The following is a 17,437-nucleotide window of genomic DNA, read 5'->3' as shown; positions in this document are numbered from 1 at the left end:
GCCGGGGCGGCTCAGATACGCGGAGAGATTCCAAGACTGAGCCCGGCGAGGCCACGCGCTCGCGTCGCAAGCCGTTGCGCGACGGCCTGAATGGCGACGGCGGCCGGGTCGGTCGGGTCCGAGAGCACGACGGGTGTGCCGGCGTCGCCACCACTGCGCAGCGACACGCTGAGCGGCACCTGGGCCAGCACGGGCACGGGGGAGTCCTGGCCGGCCGAGAGCCGGCGGGCCACTTCGGCACCGCCGCCCGAGCCGAACAGGTCGAGCACACTGCCGTCGGACTGCGGAAGTCCCGACATATTCTCGATGACGCCATAGATGCTTTGACCGGTCTGGCGGGCGACGATTCCACTGCGCTCGGCGACATCGGCTGCTGCCGGCTGCGGAGTCGTGACAACGAGCACGTCGGCGTGCGGCAGAAGCTGGCCCACTGAGATCGCCACGTCACCGGTTCCCGGCGGCAGGTCGAGCAGCAGAATGTCGAGGTCGCCGAAATAGACGTCGGTGAGGAACTGCGAAATCGTGCGGTGCAGCATCGGCCCGCGCCAGGCGACGGCTGCAGCGGGGTCGTCGATGAACATACCGATCGAAATGACCTTCACGTCGTGCGCGACAGGGGGCAAGATCATCTCGCCCACCTGAGTGGGCTTGACCGCGAGCCGACTGCCGCCCACTGACGTGTCGACGAGGCCGAGCAGACCCGGAATCGAAAAGCCGTACACGTCGGCGTCGATGATGCCGACCCGCAGGCCCCGATGAGCCAGCGCAACACCGAGATTCGCGGTGATCGTCGACTTGCCGACGCCGCCCTTGCCGCTTGTGACCGCATATACGCGAGTGAGCGAATCGGGACCGAACGGATTACTGCGCGCAGCCGCGCCACCGCGCAACTTCTCGGTCAGAGCTTGGCGCTGCTCGCGCGTCATCACGGTCACCTCGACAGTCGCGTTTCCGACGCCGGTCACCGATTCGGCGGCGTGCAACACATCGGCTTCGATGCGGGCCGCGGCCGGACAGCCGGCAATCGTTAAACGGATGCCGACCGTCGCGTGGCCGTCGGCCACCGTGACGCTGTCGACCATGTCGAGCTCGGTGATGGGCTTGCGAATCTCAGGGTCGATCACACCGGCGAGTGCAGCCAGGACGCGCTCGTTCACTCGTGCGTCACTCACTCGGCGCCTCGGGCTGGCGCGTCTCCGAATCGGCCTCGGCCGGTGCATCCGTCGCCGTCTCGGTCTCCCTGTCGCGCTCGTCGAGGTGCTCGAGCAGACTGCGCAGCTCGGCACGAATGAAGTCCTTCGACGCCATATCCTTCACCGCAAGGCGCAGTGCCACGACTTCGCGGGCGAGATACTCGGTGTCGGCGAGATTACGTTCCGCGCGCTGACGGTCCTGTTCGATTTGCACCCGGTCACGGTCATCCTGACGGTTCTGTGCGAGCAGAATCATCGGGGCGGCATACGAGGCCTGAAGTGAGAGCACCAGGGTCAGCGCGATGAAGCCGAGTGAGATGGAGTCGAACCGCAGCGACTCGGGGGCGATGGTGTTCCACAGCATCCAGGCGAGCGCGAAGACCGTGAGGCCGACGAGGAACCACGGCGTGCCCATGCCCCGGGCGATGGACTCGGTGAAGCGTCCGAATTTATCGCCGCGGGCACCAGCGCCTGCTCCGCCGCGACCGCGCCGACGACCCGGGAAGGCTCCGGTGCGGAGCCCCTTGGGCGAGTCGAGGCGGAGATCTGATTTGTTAGCTCGTGCCACGTCCGCGCCTCCTCCCGCCCGGAACCGGGCTCTTTTCGTCTGTGCCGCCGGGCAGCGGAATGCTGCCGGTGGCGAGTGTGATGCGTGCGGCGGCACGCCGCCTCACATCGTCGTTGCCGTCTTGGCTGCGCCAATCGTCGGGTAACAAATAGTCAAGAACGTCGTCGATGGTGACCACACCGACGAGGTGATGATTGTCGTCGACGACGGGTACCGAGACCAGGTCGTAGCTGGCCAGGATGCGTGACACCTCGGCGGCCGACGTGTCGGCGGTGACCGGCTCGAGGCCCGCGTCGAGCAGCGTGCCGAGGCGTTCATGGGGCGGATAGCGCAGCATCCGTTGAAAGTGAACCATGCCCAGGAACCGCCCGGTCGGCGGTTCAAAGGGCGGCAGGGTGACACAGATCGCGGCACCGAGCGCGGGGGCCAGATCGTGCCGTCGGATCAGGGCCAAGCCTTCGGCGACAGTCGCGTCGGCCGACACGATGATGGGCTCGGTCGTCATCAGCCCGCCCGCCGTGTCTGGCGCGTAGGAGAGCAGAAAACGTACGTCTTCGGCCTCTTCGGGCTCCATCAGATCCAGCAGCTGCTCACCGCGTTCTTCGGGCAGCTGGGCGATCAGGTCTGCGGCGTCGTCGGGCTGCATGTGGTCGAGTACGTCGGCTGCGCGGGCGTCGCCGAGGGTGGTCAGGATGCCGACCTGGTCACGCTCGGGCATCTCTTCGAGAACGTCGGCGAGGCGATCGTCGGACAGCTCGCCGGCCACTTCGTACATGCGTGTTTTGGGAAGATCGAGCAGCGTGTTGGCGAGGTCGGCCGGCTTGAGGTCGGAGTATGTGGCGATGAGTTGCTCGGCGGACTGCGCCTCTCCCGCGGTCAGCTTTTCGCGCACCTCACCCCACGTGGTGAAGGCGGTCGGGCCCTTCGCGAACGGGGACGCGCTGGTGCGCGGTCGGCGCACGAACAGTTGGCTGATCGCCCACGCACCCTGTGCGGTCTCTTCGATGGCGACATCCTCGACGGTGGCCAGGCCGGAGCCGTCGTTGAACAGCACCTTGCGACCGAGCATCTCGGCGATCACGCGGACTTCTCCGCCGCGCTGTTCGAAACGGCGCACGTTGATAAGGCCTGTCGTGATGATCTGGCCGCTGCCGATGCTGGTCACCCGGCCGATGGGCAGGAAGACTCGACGCTTGCCGGGAATTTCGACGATGAGTCCGACGACCTTGGGCGGATCACTCTTGCGGTAGACCACGAGCACATCGCGCACCTTGCCCACCCGATCTCCGGCGGGGTCGAAAACGGTGCAACCGGCCAGTCGGGCGACGAAAACTCTTGATGCACTCACAGTACAAATCTAGGCCACTCACCGGTGAATTCCTGCGGACGTGGAAGAATGGCTGCATGAGCAACATGAGCCCGTTCGGCGCCCGTCGACCTGCACTGTTTCCCGTCTTGCCCACGGGGGATGTCGTGGCGACCTACGCCACCTACGCCGAGGCGCAGGCCGCTGTCGACGTGCTGGCGAAGGCCGATTTTCCGGTACGCCAATTGTCGATCGTCGGTAACGACTTGAAGACCGTCGAACGGGTCACCGGCAAGCTGAGCTGGGGCCGTGTCGCCCTCGGCGGCGCAGCATCCGGCGCCTGGCTCGGCGTGTTTTTCGGGCTGCTCTTCTTTATCTTCTCGCCGAGCGGATCGAGTCTGCCGCTCGTGGTCGCGGCCGTGCTGATCGGCGCCGGCTTGGGCATGATGTTCGGACTGGTCAGCTATTCGATCAACCGTCGTCGCCGTGATTTCACGTCGACCATGCAGGTGATCGCCACCAACTACCAGGTGATCGCCGACAACGCGCTCGTGAACAAGGCCCGCAATCTCCTCGCGGGACAGCGCGTCACGGCCGAGGAATTTGCGCCGGCCCCGCATCCGTCAGACCCGCCACGCTCGTTCGAGCCGCCGGTGGCCCTGCCCGTGCCGCCGACTGACCCCGATCAGACGCCGGGGTCAGAGCACCACACGCCGTAGCGCCTGGCTTCCACGGCCTACCAGGTGTCGGCGCTGCGCCTGCGGTGAAAATGAGGCCGGAGCTTTTCGTGAGCACAGGCTAACGGCCATGAGGCTCTGTCAGCATCTCGCGCAGAGCGCGCACGATAACGATTCGGCAGCGGCCATTTCGATGTCGTGCGCGCTCTTCACTCAGGCGCGTTCCCGGAGCGGGGCTATTTGGTGAGCGACGCGATCCAGGCTTCCACGTCACTCGAAGTGCGGGGAATGGCTGCCGACAGGTTCTCGGCACCATCCGCGGTGATGAGAACGTCGTCTTCGATGCGCACGCCGATGCCGCGGTACTCGGCCGGAACCGTGAGGTCGTCGGGCTGAAAGTACAATCCGGGCTCGATGGTGAAGACCATGCCGACCTCGATCACGCCGTCCATGTACATGTCGCGGCGGGCCTGGGCGCAGTCGTGCACGTCGATGCCGAGGTGGTGGCTGGTTCCGTGCACCATGTAGCGACGGTGGTGGCCGTTGGCCGGCTCGAGCGCCTCTTCAGCGGTCACGGGCAGCATGCCCCACTCGGCGGTGCGCTTGGCGATGACTGCCATGGCTGCGGCGTGAACTTCGCGGAACACCACGCCGGGGCGGGCGACGGCGAATGCGGCATCCGCGGCTTCGCAGACGGCGTCGTACACGCGGCGCTGCACGGCGCTGAACGTGCCGTTGACGGGCAGCGTGCGCGTGATGTCGGCGGTGTAGTAGCTGTCGAGTTCAACGCCGGCATCGACCAGGATGACATCGCCCGGGGTGACGGGGCCGTCGTTGCGGGTCCAATGCAGGATGCAGGCGTGGGAACCGGATGCCGCGATCGTGTCGTAGCCGACGGTGTTGCCATCCGCTCGGGCGCGCGTGTTGAAGACACCCTCGACGAGCCGTTCGCCGCGCTGGTGGGCGCTGGAACGGGGTAGGTCACGGATGACGTCCTCGAAGCCGCGCGCCGTCGCGGCCACGGCGAGGCGCATCTGCTCGATTTCGTAGGAGTCCTTGACGAGACGCAGTTCTGAGAGATCGCGGGCGAGCGCGTCGTCGGGGTCGTGCTCGCCGTTGATCTCGATGCTGAACGGGCTGTCCGAGGCGTTCGTGCTGAGTGCCTTCTCGGCCGCAAAGCGCAGGCGGGCCTCGTCAACCTTGAGGGTCAGCGCCGGGTCCGCCTCGCGCAGCACGAGGGTGGAGCTGTCGACCGCAGTGAAAACCGCGGCGAGGTCGGCGATGCCGCGCACGGCGAGCCCGAGGTCGCTGGCAACCTGCGCGATCGACGGGCGCGGGCCGATCCAGAACTCGCCGATCTCGGCGTTGGCGTAGAACTCGTCGGAGTCGCGGCCGGCGCGCTCACGGAAGTAGAGGGTGGCGTCGTGGCCGGTGGCTGTGGGTTCGAGCACGAGCACGGCGCCTGGCTCGCTCTCGCTGCCCCAGCCGGTGAGGTGGGCGAATGCCGAGTGAGCGCGAAAAGCGTAGTCGGTGTCGTTGGAACGCTGCTTCATGCGGCCGGCCGGAATGATCAGGCGTGCCCCGGGGTAGAGACGCGAGATCGCGTCACGACGGGTTGCGGCAAACGACGCCTGCTCGCGAGCGACCGGAAGCGCATCGGTACGCTCGGCCCAGCCGGTGGAGATGAAATTCTTAAAGCCATCAGAGCTTGGGGTGGTCGAACGGTTCGCGTTCGAGCGGGGAGCGGATTCGATTCCGGTTTCAGTGCTATCAGCCATGCCTCCATTCTTCCATTGCTGACCCCGCTCTCGCTGAATGCGCAGGGCCGTCGCCGCCGCATTGCCCAACTAGCATGGAGAGATGACTACTGCGCGGCGTTTCACGGGGCCGATCGATCTGCACACGCACTCGCGTGTCTCCGACGGCACCGAGAGCCCCGCCGAGCTTATTCAGGCCGCGGCCGTGGCCGGGCTCGGCACCGTCGCGCTCACCGATCACGATTCGACCGCGGGCTGGGCCGAGGCCACGGCTGCCGCCCGGCTGGCCGGAATCACGCTGATTCCCGGCATGGAATTCTCGACACTGCACGGCTTCTCGAGCGTGCACCTGCTCGCCTACCTGTTTGATCCGACGGATGCCGGCATCGTCGACGAGACCGCGCGCATCCGTGAGTCCCGCCTCACGAGGGCCGAGCTGATGGTCGCGCGCATCGGCGTCGACTATGCGTTGACCTGGGACGACGTGCTCGCCCAGACGACGCCCGGCGCCACGATTGGCCGTCCACACATCGCGGATGCCCTCGTCGCGCACGGATTTGCGCCCACCCGGAGTGACGCGTTCGCCGGGATTCTGCACTGGCGGTCGGGCTACAATCAGCCGCACTATGCGCCCGAGCCTCTTCAGGCGGTGCGCCTGGTGCGTGCGGCCGGGGGAGTACCCGTGCTGGCGCATCCGGCCACGCGGGGAGTGGAGGATGTGGTCTCGGAGCGTCATTTGGCCGAGCTGGCGGAGGCAGGACTGTTCGGACTCGAACTGGATCACCGTGAAAACAAGCCGGAGGCGAAGGCGCGCTTGGCCTCGTTGGCGGAGGCCTACGGTTTGGCCGTCACGGGCTCCAGTGACTATCACGGCGACGGAAAGCTCAATCGACTGGGCGAGAACACCACGGCACCCGAGGTTCTCGACGCCCTCATCGCACAGGCGAGTGGCTCGGAGCCCGTCTACGCCTGATCAGGGGTGAGTTGCACCGTCTGCCAGCGAGATCTCGACCTCAAAGCTCCGGTTCCAGGGCAGACCGACACGCTCGACGACCAGGGGGGTGGGGAGCCCGAGGGTATCGAGTTCATTTTGAAGCAAGCGTGCAATCGCTGGTTCCGCGTGACGGGCTTGGGCAGCGGCGACAGGTCGGATGGTCGAGTTGAAGAGTGTGGGGGCCAGCCGCGCGCGAAGCACCGATTGGTAGGCATGATCATCGAGAAGGCGGCGGATCAGGGCACGGTGGGTCGCTGCCTGGTTGAGGGTGCCGGTCTGGTCGGCGACAGCGGCCGCTACGGCCTGGGCGAGAGCGCTGCCGAGCGCGTTGCCAGCCGTATTCCAGCCCGAGTAGGCCGTGAGGTGTTCCAGCAGGCTCGCGGCCGCGAGGGCAGTGATCAGGGCGGGATCGGATCCGTTGGCGTAGCGAACGTCGGCGATAGTGACGGCGCTGCCCGCACTCAGGGCCTCGCGAACGGCGGTGACGGTGCCGGCCACGGCCGACCGGTCGGTCGCCGGCGTGGTGTGTGAGAACATGTCTCCGCGCTGCGGATCGGGCGTGTGTATGACAAGCACGATGTCGGCGTGGTCCGTGGCAGGCTGTGCGCCCGAAGCGGCGATTTGACGTCGGATCGAAGTAGTGAGGGGTTCATTCTCGTACGGAGGGACGAGCGAAAGTCCGGTCGGGTCGGCCGCGACGACACGGACGGTGGGTGAGATTCCGCGCTGCGCGGCAATGGTTCGGGCGACCAAAACGGCGCCGGTCTCGTCAGCACCCGGGTAGGCGGCGACACCGGAACTAGGCCGGAGAAGCTGCCAGTAACGGATCCAGTTCTGTTCGGCGGAGCCGGAGGAGTGCGGGGCGGTGTCGTCGGCCGTGATGGCCAGGTAATCGATGACTCCCTCCCAGCGCAGGCCGAGAGCGGCCAGATTGATGAGATGGTTGCGCAATCGACGCGCAGCGAAGTCGGCTCGAACCGTTTCGGGAAGCTCGGGCGGGTCGGGCGTCACTCCCGAATCGGCCCAGGATCTGTGAGTGAGGGCACCCAGATGATGAAGTTCACGACCGAACTGGTCCCAGTATTCGGGTTCTTCGACGTTCGAGTAGGAGTCGCTGGCGCGCGTGATGAGAGAGACCGCGGAGAGGGCGACATTGGGGTTGCTGTCTTTGATAGCGCGGAGCCGGTCAAGTTTCGAGATGGCACTGGCTGTTGTCTCGGTCGAAATCCGTGCGGGGATCAGTCCGCCGTGCACGAGGGTATCGATTGAGACGATGGCCGCGGCTGTGTTCGGTTTCTGGACCTCGGCGGTGAGCCAATCGGCCAGACGATCGGGATTGCCGGCCTCCCGGAATCGGGGGAGAGCGTCGGTCGGGGGCAGAACGAGTTCGAAGCCGGCAATCGCAGCGACATCCGCCGGAAGCTGGGTGTTGACGGGTCTCTCGTCGAGTGGAAGGAGAGCAATTCGGGTGCGTGTGTCGTGCATCAGCTCTCCCTGTGTGAGCCGGGGCGGAGTACGGAGAGCTCATACGAATAGCGGTCGCCACGGTAGAGGGTCTCGGCGAACTCGATGGCCCGACCGCGGCGGTCGTAACCGGTGCGGGTGACGAGGAACGAGGGGCTGAATGGTGGGGCCTGGAGCAGCGTTGCTGTTTCGGGGTCGAGCACGGTGGCGTTAATGGTCTGGTCAGCGCGTTCGAGGCGGATCGAGAACTGCTCCTCGAGCACTTCGTAGAGCGACCGGGTGCCCAGGTGTTCCGTGAGTTCCGGGACGAGGGCATCGGGCAGGTATGAGTTTTCAAAGCACATTGGAGCGTTGTCCGCGGTGCGAATCCGCCGAATGTGAACGACAGGCTCGGCAGGGCTGAGTTTGAGTGCATATCCGATGCGAGCGCCGGCCGGAATGGTCGCGACGGTGACCGAGAGTGACCCCGGAGTCAGACCGCGCGCACGCATGTCATCGGAGAACGACGTGAGCTCGAATGATTTCGATATCCGTTGTTCGCTGACGAACGTACCGGCACCGCGAACCCGGTAGACAACGCCGTCGTTCTCGAGCTGATCGAGCGCGCGCCGCACTGTCAGACGGCTGATCTCGAACTCGTCGGCGAGGTCGCGTTCCGTCGGTAGTTTTTCGTGAGGGGCCAGCCCCCCATCGATCACTGAGACGAGGTGCTGTTTGACCAGCTCGAACTTCGCCGGTCTCGTGGTGGGATTCATCATTCCGTCAGCATATTGCCTTTGGTGTGTACCAGGAAAGAGCACTGTGCCGAATTTTTGAGCATTTTCAGGCATTTTTGCGGAAAAGATTGCGCAGTTCGAAATAATTGGGCAATACTTACGGCCAAGCACCGAGTGCCGCACTGCCTCACATACTTTGATTGGAGTAGCTTCTATGAACGTCAACCGCAGGTTTCTTGCACGGAAGGTCCTGGCTGTCGGTCTGGTCACGGGCCTCACCGTCGCAGCACTAACCTCGTGCTCCACCGATTCCTCTGCCGGAACCGGGGCGGGCGGAGCGACCGAGATCACGTTCTCCTATCTCTGGGGAGGTGCCGAAGCGAAAGCGATCGAGGAGATCATCTCGACCTACAACGCGAGTCAGAGCGAAGTCACTGTCAAGGGAATCTCGAGCCCCGACTTCCAGAAGCAGATCACCTCGATGTCGGCCAGTCAGGGTTCATTCGACATCTCCGACCACTTCGGCAACTCGGTCGGTTCGTGGGCGTCGAAGGGAATCATTGCGCCGCTGGATTCGTATCTCAAGGCGGAGAACGTTGACCTGAACGACTTCGTTCCGGCGGCGCTGGACCAGATGAAGTTTGACGGCAAGATCTATTCCATGCCGATTGCCGTGCACAGCTTCCAACTGCTCTACAATAAGACGCTCCTCGCCGAGGCCGGCGTCGCTGTGCCCACGACGATGGACGAACTTGCGACGGCGATCGCGGCTTTGACCAAGCAGGGAGCGGATGGCGGGATCACGCAGTTGGGGCTAGGGGACCCGTCGGTCAGCACGACGCTCACCACGCTCGGCTACAACTTCGGCGGAACCTGGGATGCCGACGGCGCCCCAACCCCGACCGAATCCGGCAATATTGCCGCGGCCGCGTGGTACCAGGACAACATCACCACCAAGTTCGGCGCGAACAACATCGCGACGTTCAACTCCGGTCTCGGCGAGTACATGTCGGCTCAGGACCCGTTCTACATTGGAAAAACAGCGATGGTCATCGACGGTGAATGGCGCGCGTTGAACATTCCAACTACCGCTCCGGATCTCGACTGGGGTGTCACGGCGATTCCGTACGTGTCGACCGACCACAAGGACACCACTCAGCTGACCGCCAGCACCCTGTTCATCCCAACAAATTCGAAGAAGAAGGAAGCGGCCGGCAAGTTCCTGTCCTACCTGGTCAACCCTGAAGGGATGACGGCGTTCACCCTCGCCCTCGGAAACCTTCCGGCGCGGACGTCGCTTCTCGACAGCACCGCGTATGACGGAATCACGAACTTCTCCGCCTGGTTGGGCGCGTTGAAGAGCGACAACGTTTACGCTCTGAGCAGCATGCCGTATAGCGCCGAGTATTCAACGGACCTCGGCAAGGCATTCGACGACATCACGCGGGACGTCGCAACTCCGCAGGATGCCCTGGATGCCGTGCTGGCGAATTCCAGCAGCTATGCAACGAAGTAGCGTCGTCACTCGACGATCGCCGGTTGCGCGGCGACGCCAGGCCCTCACTGGCCTGGCGTTCGCCTCACCCTTCGTCGTCGGGTTCGTCATTTTCATCGCGTACCCTGTCCTCGCGTCGGCGTTCTACAGTTTCACCGACTTCAACCTGTTCCAGGCTCCCGAGTTCGTGGGTTTCGACAACTACGAGCGGATGGCCACGGATTCCAGTTTCTGGACAGCGCTGGCCAACACCCTCGTTCTGACCGCCATTGGCGTTCCGCTGGCTATCGTCATCGCAATCAGCGGGGCACACCTGTTGAACCTGCCGGTTCGCGGCCAACCGTTATTCCGGGCGCTGGTCTATCTGCCCTCGATCGTGCCCGTGGTCGTCGGCGGTTACCTGTGGCGGTGGCTCCTCAACGGTCAGTACGGCTTCATGAACTACTTTCTCGGACTGGTCGGCATTGACGGTCCCGGGTGGCTTCAGGAGCCCGCATGGGGCAAGCCCGCCATCATCATCATGTCGCTCTGGACCGTCGGCGGCACCATGATCATTTACCTGGCCGCACTCAAAGACGTGCCGGCTGACCTGTACGAAGCTGCCGCTCTCGACGGCGCCGGGCCGTTCGCGCGTTTCCGGCACATCACCTGGCCGGTGCTCTCACCGGTGACCCTGTTTCAGATCATCGTCAACATCATCGCGTACCTCCAAATATTCACTCAGCCGTATTTGCTGGCCCAGACCCGACTGAACAACGCGGGATCAGGGCCCGGACAGTCATTTTTGACCTACGCGATGTATCTCTACCAAAATGCATTCAGCTTCTTCAAGATGGGATACGCCTCTGCCATGGCCTGGGTACTTTTCTTGATCACGCTCGTCATCACGCTCGTGGTCCTCATCAGCTCGCGACGGTGGGTTCACAGTGACTCTCGTTGACCGGCGGGAAGCCGCGACGGCGAGTGCGGAACCTGACGAGATAGTCGGTCGCTCACCGGGCCGCCGCCGTGTGCGGCGTCACCCGTGGCTAACGGGGTGGCGACTACTCCTGGTGTCGCTCCTCGCCCTGGTCTTTGTCTTCCCGTTCCTTGTGATGCTCTCAACGGCCTTCAAAGAGATGACCGATATCTTCAGCGTTCCGCCTCGGCTCCTGCCCCAGAATTGGACCTTCGAGAATTTCGGGGCGGCTTTCGACGGGATGCCGTTCTGGCGCTACCTCGGCAACACATTCCTGGTGTCGGGACTGTGCGTGCTCGGCACAATCATCGCCTCCCCGCTCGTTGCCTACTCGCTCTCTAAAGTCAAATGGCGAGGGGCACGGCCTCTGCTCATCATCGTGTTGACGACGATGATGCTCCCGCCCCAGGTCACCCTCATCCCAATCTTCCTAATCTGGAACGGTCTGGGAGCAATGGGAACGTATCTGCCGCTGGTGGTGCCGGCGTTCCTGGGCACACCGTTTCTGATCTTCATGATCCGCCAGTTTCTTCTGAACGTGCCCGATGAATTGATCGAGGCCGCTCGAATCGACGGTGCATCCGAGCTGCGTACCTACCTCACCATCGTGGTGCCGATCGCCCGCCCCGCAATTGTGACCGCTGCGGTGTTCCAATTCGTCTGGACCTGGACTGACTTTCTCAACCCCCTGATCTACCTCACTGATCCCAACCAGTACACTCTCTCGATCGGGCTCTACTCGTTCTTCGGCCAGAACGACGTTGCCTGGGGGCCATTGATGGCCGCCTGTGTGCTGTTCACAGTGCCCGCCTTGTTCGTGTTTCTGATCGGGCAACGATTCTTCATCGGCGGTATCAGCGCGGGAGCACTCAAATGAGCGTCATCGATCAACTCAGAGGCGGCTTGATCGTCTCGTGCCAAGCACCGCAGGAGAGTCCGCTGCGCAGTTCAGCGCTGATGGCACGGATGGCGGAAGCGGCGATCCTGGGCGGAGCGGTCGCACTTCGCGTCAACAGCCCCGAGGACATCGCGGAGATTCGTGCGTTCACCGATCTGCCGATCATCGGCCTGCATAAAGTCTTCGGCGTTCGGCGCAACATCATCACCCCGACGTTTGAACTCGCGGCCGGACTCGTTGAGGCCGGCGCCGATATTATTGCCATCGACGCCACCGATGAGGTGCTCGGAGACTCATTCGAGCTTCTCCGCCGCGTGCGTACAGAGTTGGGGTGCAGCATAATGGCCGACGTGTCGACTCTCGATGAGGGTGTGCGCGCCTGGAACGTGGGCGTGGATATTGTTGGAACGACGCTGTCGGGCTACACGCCCTACACGCTGCCGGCCGATGACGAACAACCCGACATTCAGCTCGTGAGAGATCTGCGAGAACGCGACATCCTGGTTGTAGCGGAAGGACGGTACCGCGCCCCCGAACAACTTCAGGACGCATTTCGAGCGGGAGCGCATGCCGTCGTCGTTGGGGCCGCGATCACCGATCCGGTGGCCATTGCCCGACGTTTTGCTGCGCGGACACCGCGGCTGACGCGATGACGGGTCTGAACCTCGGAATCGACATCGGGGGAACCAAGATCGCGGCCGCCACAATCGATGAGTGGGGTGAGGTGGTCGGCGCTGTACTCCGAGCCGCGACACCAGCGGAAGCGGGCCCCGATTCGATTCTTGCCACCGTCGTGGAGATGGTCCAGGCGCTCCAACGTCGCGGAGAGCCGGTCAGCTCGATCGGTATCGGATCAGCGGGCACGATCGGTAGCGACGGCACCGTCACCCATGCGACCGATATCCTCCCAGCGTGGACCGGGACTCGCATCAGCGACTGCATTGCCGCGTCAACCGGTTTGCCCGTCACGACACTCAATGACGTTCACGCCGCGGGGTACGGCGAAGCTCGAGCCGGGGCCGCGTGCGGTGTGCAGTCGGCTCTCGTCGTTGCAGTCGGTACTGGCGTGAGTGGCGCCCTGATCTCCTGCGGAACACTCGTGCTCGGCCGCACCGGATCGGCGGGATCAATCGGCCACATCCCACTGGGACGCGGTGACCGGCTGTGCTCGTGCGGCGCCGCCGGCCATGTCGAGGCGTACGCGAGCGGGCCGGCCATGGAACGCGCACACCGTAACGGGGGTGGCCACAGTGTGGGGCTTCGTGAGATCGCAGCTGCGGCGCGCAGCGGCGACGCCCACGCGATCACTACCATCCGTGACGGCGCGAACGCTCTCGGCCACGCATTGGCGACCGGATCAGCCCTGATCGATCCCGACATCATCATTCTCTGCGGTGGAGTCGTCGACATCGGCGATCTCTATCTCGACAGTGTTCGGGCGAGTTTCCGGGCATACGCGATGATGGGCCTCGCCGAGACCGCTATCGTTCCTGCCAGACTTGGCACGACTGCCACGATGGTCGGCGCCGCGCTCTATGCCCGTTCGCTGGGCGTGTAGACACCGATTGGCCTGTTCTAGACGCTCGGCCCCCACGACGCACACGGCCCGCCGCATCCTGAGATGCGGCGGGCCGTGTGCGTTGTGCGTGTTACTCCTGAATGCCGGTTTCGGCAGAGCGGTGACGCACCTGGTGACGCACTGAGCTGTTGCCGTCGCGGTGCTCGATGCCACCGCCGTCATGCGTGCCAGCGGCGGAGATCGGTGCGGCGGCGGCCGGGTTCGTCGTGCGGCCAACGCGGTTACGCGTGCGGGTGCGACCCGGGCGAATCTCAGGCTCGCCGGAGGTCGATGCGATCGAACGGTCGGCCTCAGCGGGAGTCGTCGCGGTGCGCGGGGCGTCCGAACGGCCCGAGCCGGAGCGGCTCCGCGACCGGCTGTTGCGGCTACGTCCGGAACCGGTGGCGGCTTCAGCGGATACGTCGGTGGCGGCTGTCTCGGTGCCTACCGCAGCCGTGCGACCGGCGTTGGAACGGCCGGAGTCAGAACGGCCCGAGTCAGAACGCGCTGCGCCCGAACGGCCCGAGTCAGAACGTGCTGCACCCGAACGGCCCGAACCGGAACGGCCCGCATCTGAGCGACCGGAACCGACTGGAGGGCCGTCCTTGATCGGTGTCGCACGCAGGCGGCCCTTCGAGCCGGCGGGGATGTTGAGGTCGGTGAAGAGGTGCGGTGACGACGAGTAGGTCTCCGTCGGTTCCGGCTGGCCGAACTCGAGCGCCTTGTTGATCAGGGCCCACTTGTGCAGATCGTCCCAGTCGACGAACGTCACGGCGATACCGGTCTTGCCCGCGCGACCGGTGCGGCCCACGCGGTGCAGGTACGCCTTCTCGTCTTCGGGGATCGTGTGGTTGATCACGTGCGTGACGTCGTTGACGTCGATGCCGCGAGCGGCGACATCCGTTGCGATGAGGATGTCTTTTTTACCGGCTTTGAACGCAGCCATGGCGCGTTCGCGCTGTTCCTGGTTCAGGTCGCCATGCACCGCAGCGGCATTGAAGCCACGGTCATTGAGCTCTTCGACGAGCTTGGCTGCGGCACGCTTGGTGCGCGTGAAGATGACGGTCTTGCCGCGGCCCTCGGCCATCAAGATGCGGCCGATCACCTCGTCTTTATCCATGTTGTGCGCACGGTAGACCAGGTGTTCGATGTTGGCCTGGGTGAGGCCCTCGTCGGGGTCGGTCGCACGAATGTGAATCGGCTTGGTCATGAAGCGTCGCGCGAGGGCGACGATCGGGCCGGGCATGGTGGCCGAGAACAGCATGGTGTGGCGGCCGGCCGGCGTCTGAGCGAAGAGCTTCTCGATGTCGGCCAGGAAGCCGAGGTCGAGCATCTTGTCAGCCTCGTCGAGCACCATCTCGCGCACATTCTTCAAATTGAGCAGGCGCTGGCTGGCGAGGTCGAGAAGGCGACCCGGGGTTCCGACGACGATCTGCGCGCCGGCCTTCAGCGCTTCAACCTGACCTTCGTAGGCCTTGCCACCGTAAATGGAGACGATCTTGGTGTCGCGGTTCTTGGCGGCGAGCTCGAGATCTTCGCTCACCTGCACGCAGAGTTCACGCGTCGGAACGACGATGAGCGCCTGCACGCCTGGCTCGGGGTTCAGGCCGAGGCGCTGGATCAGCGGAAGGCCGAATCCGAAGGTCTTGCCGGTACCCGTCTTGGCCTGGCCGATGATGTCTTGGCCGGCGAGAGCGAGCGGAATGGTCTGAGTCTGAATGGGGAACGGCTCAAGGATGCCCTTGTCGGCGAGAGCCTCAACCATGTCCTGGTCGATATTAAGTTCGGAGAAAGTCACGAATGTATGCCTGCCTGTGCTGAAGAAGAGGGTTGCGCCCGTCTTCTGCTTCAGGCGCATCGTCACCGATCCGATGCCGGTGACGTGAGTCCAGCTTACCGGGCGCGGCTGTAAACCTGTCGGCAGCGACATCCGTTTCTCTAACGGACTGCATGAACTTCTCTGACGGACTGCGCACAGCGCGATTCCGAGGCGCATCGGGGCAACACCCTAAGCTGGGCTTGTGGTGTCATGGTTTGAGCGACGTGCAAAGCGCGTGGAGGTTCCCCGGTTGCGTGCCAGAGGGCATTCACAGCCAACGACGAAAGTCGACATCAGCACTCTTGTTCCGCCAATGATGCAGCTTCTCGGTCAGTCGGCGTACTTCCAGCTGACCGTGTTCAACAGCCTCGCTCGCTCGGCGGGAATCGCCCCGACGCTGGCGGCACGAGAATCCCTGAGCCGCGTCGCCGGGAACGCACTGGCCACGCATCAGGCTCTCGCCGCCGAGATCCGTCGGGTGGGCGGCGAACCGGCTGAGGCAATGGCGCCCTTCGCCGCGGATCTCGAATCGTTCAGCCGGATGACGTACGGCGCGACCTGGTACGAATCGATTCTCGGCTGTTACCTGACCACGGGGCTGCTGGAGGACTTCTTCGCGAGTCTTGCGGCCGGGTTGCCCCACGAATCTCGCCAGCGCATTGTGCCGATCATCCGGCGCACGGCGGGCGTGGCTAGCAGCGCCGACACCGCGGCGATCGTGCACGAGATCACTCGTGGAATCGCTGCCGACAGCACGTTGGATTCGTCGTTGGCGTTGTGGGGGCGTCGACTTGTCGGCGACACCCTGCTCATCGCTCGGTCGGCCTTGCACGTGACGGGTGATCTCGGCTCAGACGAGTCCACACTCGAACCCGTCTTCACCGAAATCATCGCTGCCCACACGCGACGCATGGACGCGCTCGGTCTGACCGCCTGAGTCAGCTCAGCGAAGCGGACGCAGCAGAGCAAGTCTGCTCGCGGTGCGCACCAGGTCGAGCGGACCGAGTGCGGGCGGGGGGATTTCGCGGGGTGCCAGGTGCGGGGAGACCGGTTCTGGTGCCAGTACCTCGTCAACTGTGTGGTTGCTGCGGATGTGCAGGGTCACGTCGGCGTCGCAGAGAACGTCGATGAGGTGGGCGAAGCGTTGACTGCTCGACGGCGTCGTGGTCGCCAGTTTGGGCACAGCGTCGAGCACCCAGACGTCGGATTCGGCCGACCAGGCCAGGTAGTCGTTGACCGAGGTGTGCGCCTCGCACAGGTCGGCGAAGTCGAACCAGAGCTCGCCGCCGGATGCCCGGCGGGCGTTGAAACGATGGCCGCGGGAATCAAGGCTGGTGCGTTCGGACTCGGCCGGTTCCACCAGCCCAGCCTCGTCCAGCAGACCGGCGGGCGACGCCGCGATCCAGCGACCCGCCGCGAACCCTGCGGCCCGGGACGTGCCGTCGGTCAGCCGGTAGTCGTGATCGCCGCCGAGTTCGACGACATCGAAATGCGCCTCGATCAGGGCGATCGCGGGCTCCATCATGTGGTGAAAGTCGGGGCTCGGCAGCAGGTCGCTCGGCGCGTAGTTTGAGGTAGCCACCAGCGTGATACCGCTGTCAATGGCCGCTTGGAGTACCTGGGTCAGAAGCACGGCATCCGCCGTGTCGTGCACATAAAACTCATCGAAGTACAACAACTCGACGCCATCATAGAGATCAGCGATGGCCTGGCCAACCGGGTCGGGGTCGGGCGTGCTCGGTGTGTCGAACTCGACCGGCTCCTCGATCGGATGCGTGCGGTAGAGCCAGATTGTCTCATGCAGCCTGCGAAAGAAATCGTGAAAGTGCACTCGACGCTTGGCCGTTCCCGGCCACGCGTCAAAGAAGGCGTCGCAGAGCCAGGTCTTTCCCCGCCCGACGGAACCGTGCACGTACACCCCGCGAAAAGGGGCGTCCGTGTCGCGGTGAGTGAGCAGGCTCAATCGAGCGGCACAGCGTGATTGTTCCGCATCGAGCACGCCGTGAATCGCCGGAAATGCCGCCATCACGGTGC

General features: G+C 64.4%; 16 protein-coding genes. 8 read left to right on the top strand and 8 right to left on the bottom strand.

Translation table 11 applies throughout. The annotated features are described in order from the left end of the window. Window positions 1-11: 11 nt before the first annotated feature. The 3 genes from HNR05_RS07495 to HNR05_RS07485 are packed head-to-tail and all read right to left on the bottom strand — an operon-like array spanning window position 12 to window position 3,109. Window positions 12-1,220, bottom strand: a complete 1,209-nt coding sequence (locus HNR05_RS07495; RefSeq protein ID WP_179578449.1) for a P-loop NTPase — start codon at window positions 1,218-1,220, stop codon at window positions 12-14. Next, window positions 1,165-1,761, bottom strand: a complete 597-nt coding sequence (locus HNR05_RS07490; protein WP_179578448.1) for a DUF1003 domain-containing protein — start codon at window positions 1,759-1,761, stop codon at window positions 1,165-1,167. Before HNR05_RS07490 ends, HNR05_RS07495 begins: the two co-directional genes overlap by 56 nt. Next, window positions 1,748-3,109 carry a magnesium transporter MgtE N-terminal domain-containing protein gene (locus tag HNR05_RS07485; RefSeq protein ID WP_179578447.1) on the bottom strand — a complete coding sequence of 454 codons (1,362 nt, stop codon included), beginning with the start codon at window positions 3,107-3,109 and terminating at the stop codon, window positions 1,748-1,750. Before HNR05_RS07485 ends, HNR05_RS07490 begins: the two co-directional genes overlap by 14 nt. Window positions 3,110-3,165: 56 nt before the next feature. Here HNR05_RS07485 and HNR05_RS07480 point away from each other — a divergent pair, with 56 nt between their 5' ends. Continuing rightward, window positions 3,166-3,786 (top strand): YflT domain-containing protein, encoded by a 621-nt coding sequence (locus tag HNR05_RS07480; protein ID WP_179578446.1) that lies wholly within the window; start codon window positions 3,166-3,168, stop codon window positions 3,784-3,786. Between the two features lie 194 nt (window positions 3,787-3,980). Here HNR05_RS07480 and HNR05_RS07475 read toward each other — a convergent pair whose 3' ends face one another. Next, window positions 3,981-5,522: an aminopeptidase P family protein gene (locus HNR05_RS07475; protein ID WP_179578445.1), complete on the bottom strand. Its 1,542-nt coding sequence runs from the start codon at window positions 5,520-5,522 to the stop codon at window positions 3,981-3,983. Window positions 5,523-5,604: 82 nt separating this feature from the next. Between HNR05_RS07475 and HNR05_RS07470 the strand changes: the two genes are divergently transcribed. Continuing rightward, window positions 5,605-6,474 (top strand): PHP domain-containing protein, encoded by an 870-nt coding sequence (locus HNR05_RS07470; protein ID WP_179578444.1) that lies wholly within the window; start codon window positions 5,605-5,607, stop codon window positions 6,472-6,474. Here HNR05_RS07470 and HNR05_RS07465 read toward each other — a convergent pair whose 3' ends face one another. Further along, window positions 6,475-7,980: a DUF4127 family protein gene (locus HNR05_RS07465; protein WP_179578443.1), complete on the bottom strand. Its 1,506-nt coding sequence runs from the start codon at window positions 7,978-7,980 to the stop codon at window positions 6,475-6,477. It abuts the gene before it with no gap. Then, on the bottom strand, window positions 7,980-8,717 hold the full coding sequence (locus HNR05_RS07460; RefSeq protein WP_179578442.1) for a GntR family transcriptional regulator: 738 nt from the start codon (window positions 8,715-8,717) through the stop codon (window positions 7,980-7,982). The genes HNR05_RS07465 and HNR05_RS07460 overlap by 1 nt, the downstream gene beginning before the upstream one ends. A 172-nt stretch (window positions 8,718-8,889) precedes the next feature. Here HNR05_RS07460 and HNR05_RS07455 point away from each other — a divergent pair, with 172 nt between their 5' ends. Genes HNR05_RS07455 through HNR05_RS07435 form a run of 5 tightly spaced genes read left to right on the top strand, consistent with a single transcriptional unit; the run spans window position 8,890 to window position 13,584 of the window. Further along, a complete protein-coding gene (locus tag HNR05_RS07455; protein ID WP_179578441.1) occupies window positions 8,890-10,191 on the top strand; it encodes an ABC transporter substrate-binding protein in 1,302 nt (433 codons plus the stop codon). Further along, on the top strand, window positions 10,178-11,110 hold the full coding sequence (locus HNR05_RS07450; RefSeq protein ID WP_179578440.1) for a carbohydrate ABC transporter permease: 933 nt from the start codon (window positions 10,178-10,180) through the stop codon (window positions 11,108-11,110). The genes HNR05_RS07455 and HNR05_RS07450 overlap by 14 nt, the downstream gene beginning before the upstream one ends. Continuing rightward, on the top strand, window positions 11,097-12,005 hold the full coding sequence (locus HNR05_RS07445) for a carbohydrate ABC transporter permease (RefSeq protein WP_343062503.1): 909 nt from the start codon (window positions 11,097-11,099) through the stop codon (window positions 12,003-12,005). The genes HNR05_RS07450 and HNR05_RS07445 overlap by 14 nt, the downstream gene beginning before the upstream one ends. Continuing rightward, window positions 12,002-12,679 carry an N-acetylmannosamine-6-phosphate 2-epimerase gene (locus HNR05_RS07440; RefSeq protein ID WP_179578439.1) on the top strand — a complete coding sequence of 226 codons (678 nt, stop codon included), beginning with the start codon at window positions 12,002-12,004 and terminating at the stop codon, window positions 12,677-12,679. The genes HNR05_RS07445 and HNR05_RS07440 overlap by 4 nt, the downstream gene beginning before the upstream one ends. After that, the gene (locus HNR05_RS07435) at window positions 12,676-13,584 is read left to right on the top strand and encodes an ROK family protein (protein WP_179578438.1); all 909 of its coding nucleotides are present in this window, start codon (window positions 12,676-12,678) and stop codon (window positions 13,582-13,584) included. The genes HNR05_RS07440 and HNR05_RS07435 overlap by 4 nt, the downstream gene beginning before the upstream one ends. 91 nt (window positions 13,585-13,675) lie before the next feature. Here HNR05_RS07435 and HNR05_RS07430 read toward each other — a convergent pair whose 3' ends face one another. After that, window positions 13,676-15,382, bottom strand: a complete 1,707-nt coding sequence (locus HNR05_RS07430) for a DEAD/DEAH box helicase (protein ID WP_179578437.1) — start codon at window positions 15,380-15,382, stop codon at window positions 13,676-13,678. A 334-nt stretch (window positions 15,383-15,716) separates the two neighbouring features. Here HNR05_RS07430 and HNR05_RS07425 point away from each other — a divergent pair, with 334 nt between their 5' ends. Next, window positions 15,717-16,340 (top strand): ferritin-like fold-containing protein, encoded by a 624-nt coding sequence (locus HNR05_RS07425; RefSeq protein WP_218868839.1) that lies wholly within the window; start codon window positions 15,717-15,719, stop codon window positions 16,338-16,340. A gap of 6 nt (window positions 16,341-16,346) precedes the next feature. Here the strand turns inward: HNR05_RS07425 and zapE are convergent, their stop codons facing one another. Further along, window positions 16,347-17,429, bottom strand: coding sequence for a cell division protein ZapE (gene zapE, locus HNR05_RS07420; protein ID WP_179578435.1), 1,083 nt, complete (start codon window positions 17,427-17,429; stop codon window positions 16,347-16,349). Between the last annotated feature and the right edge of the window lie 8 nt (window positions 17,430-17,437).

This window comes from Leifsonia psychrotolerans (assembly GCF_013410665.1).
Lineage (GTDB): Bacteria > Actinomycetota > Actinomycetes > Actinomycetales > Microbacteriaceae > Cryobacterium > Cryobacterium psychrotolerans_A.
The sequence above is the reverse complement of the archived record's forward strand: the minus strand, read 5'-3'. Positions and strand labels throughout refer to the sequence as shown.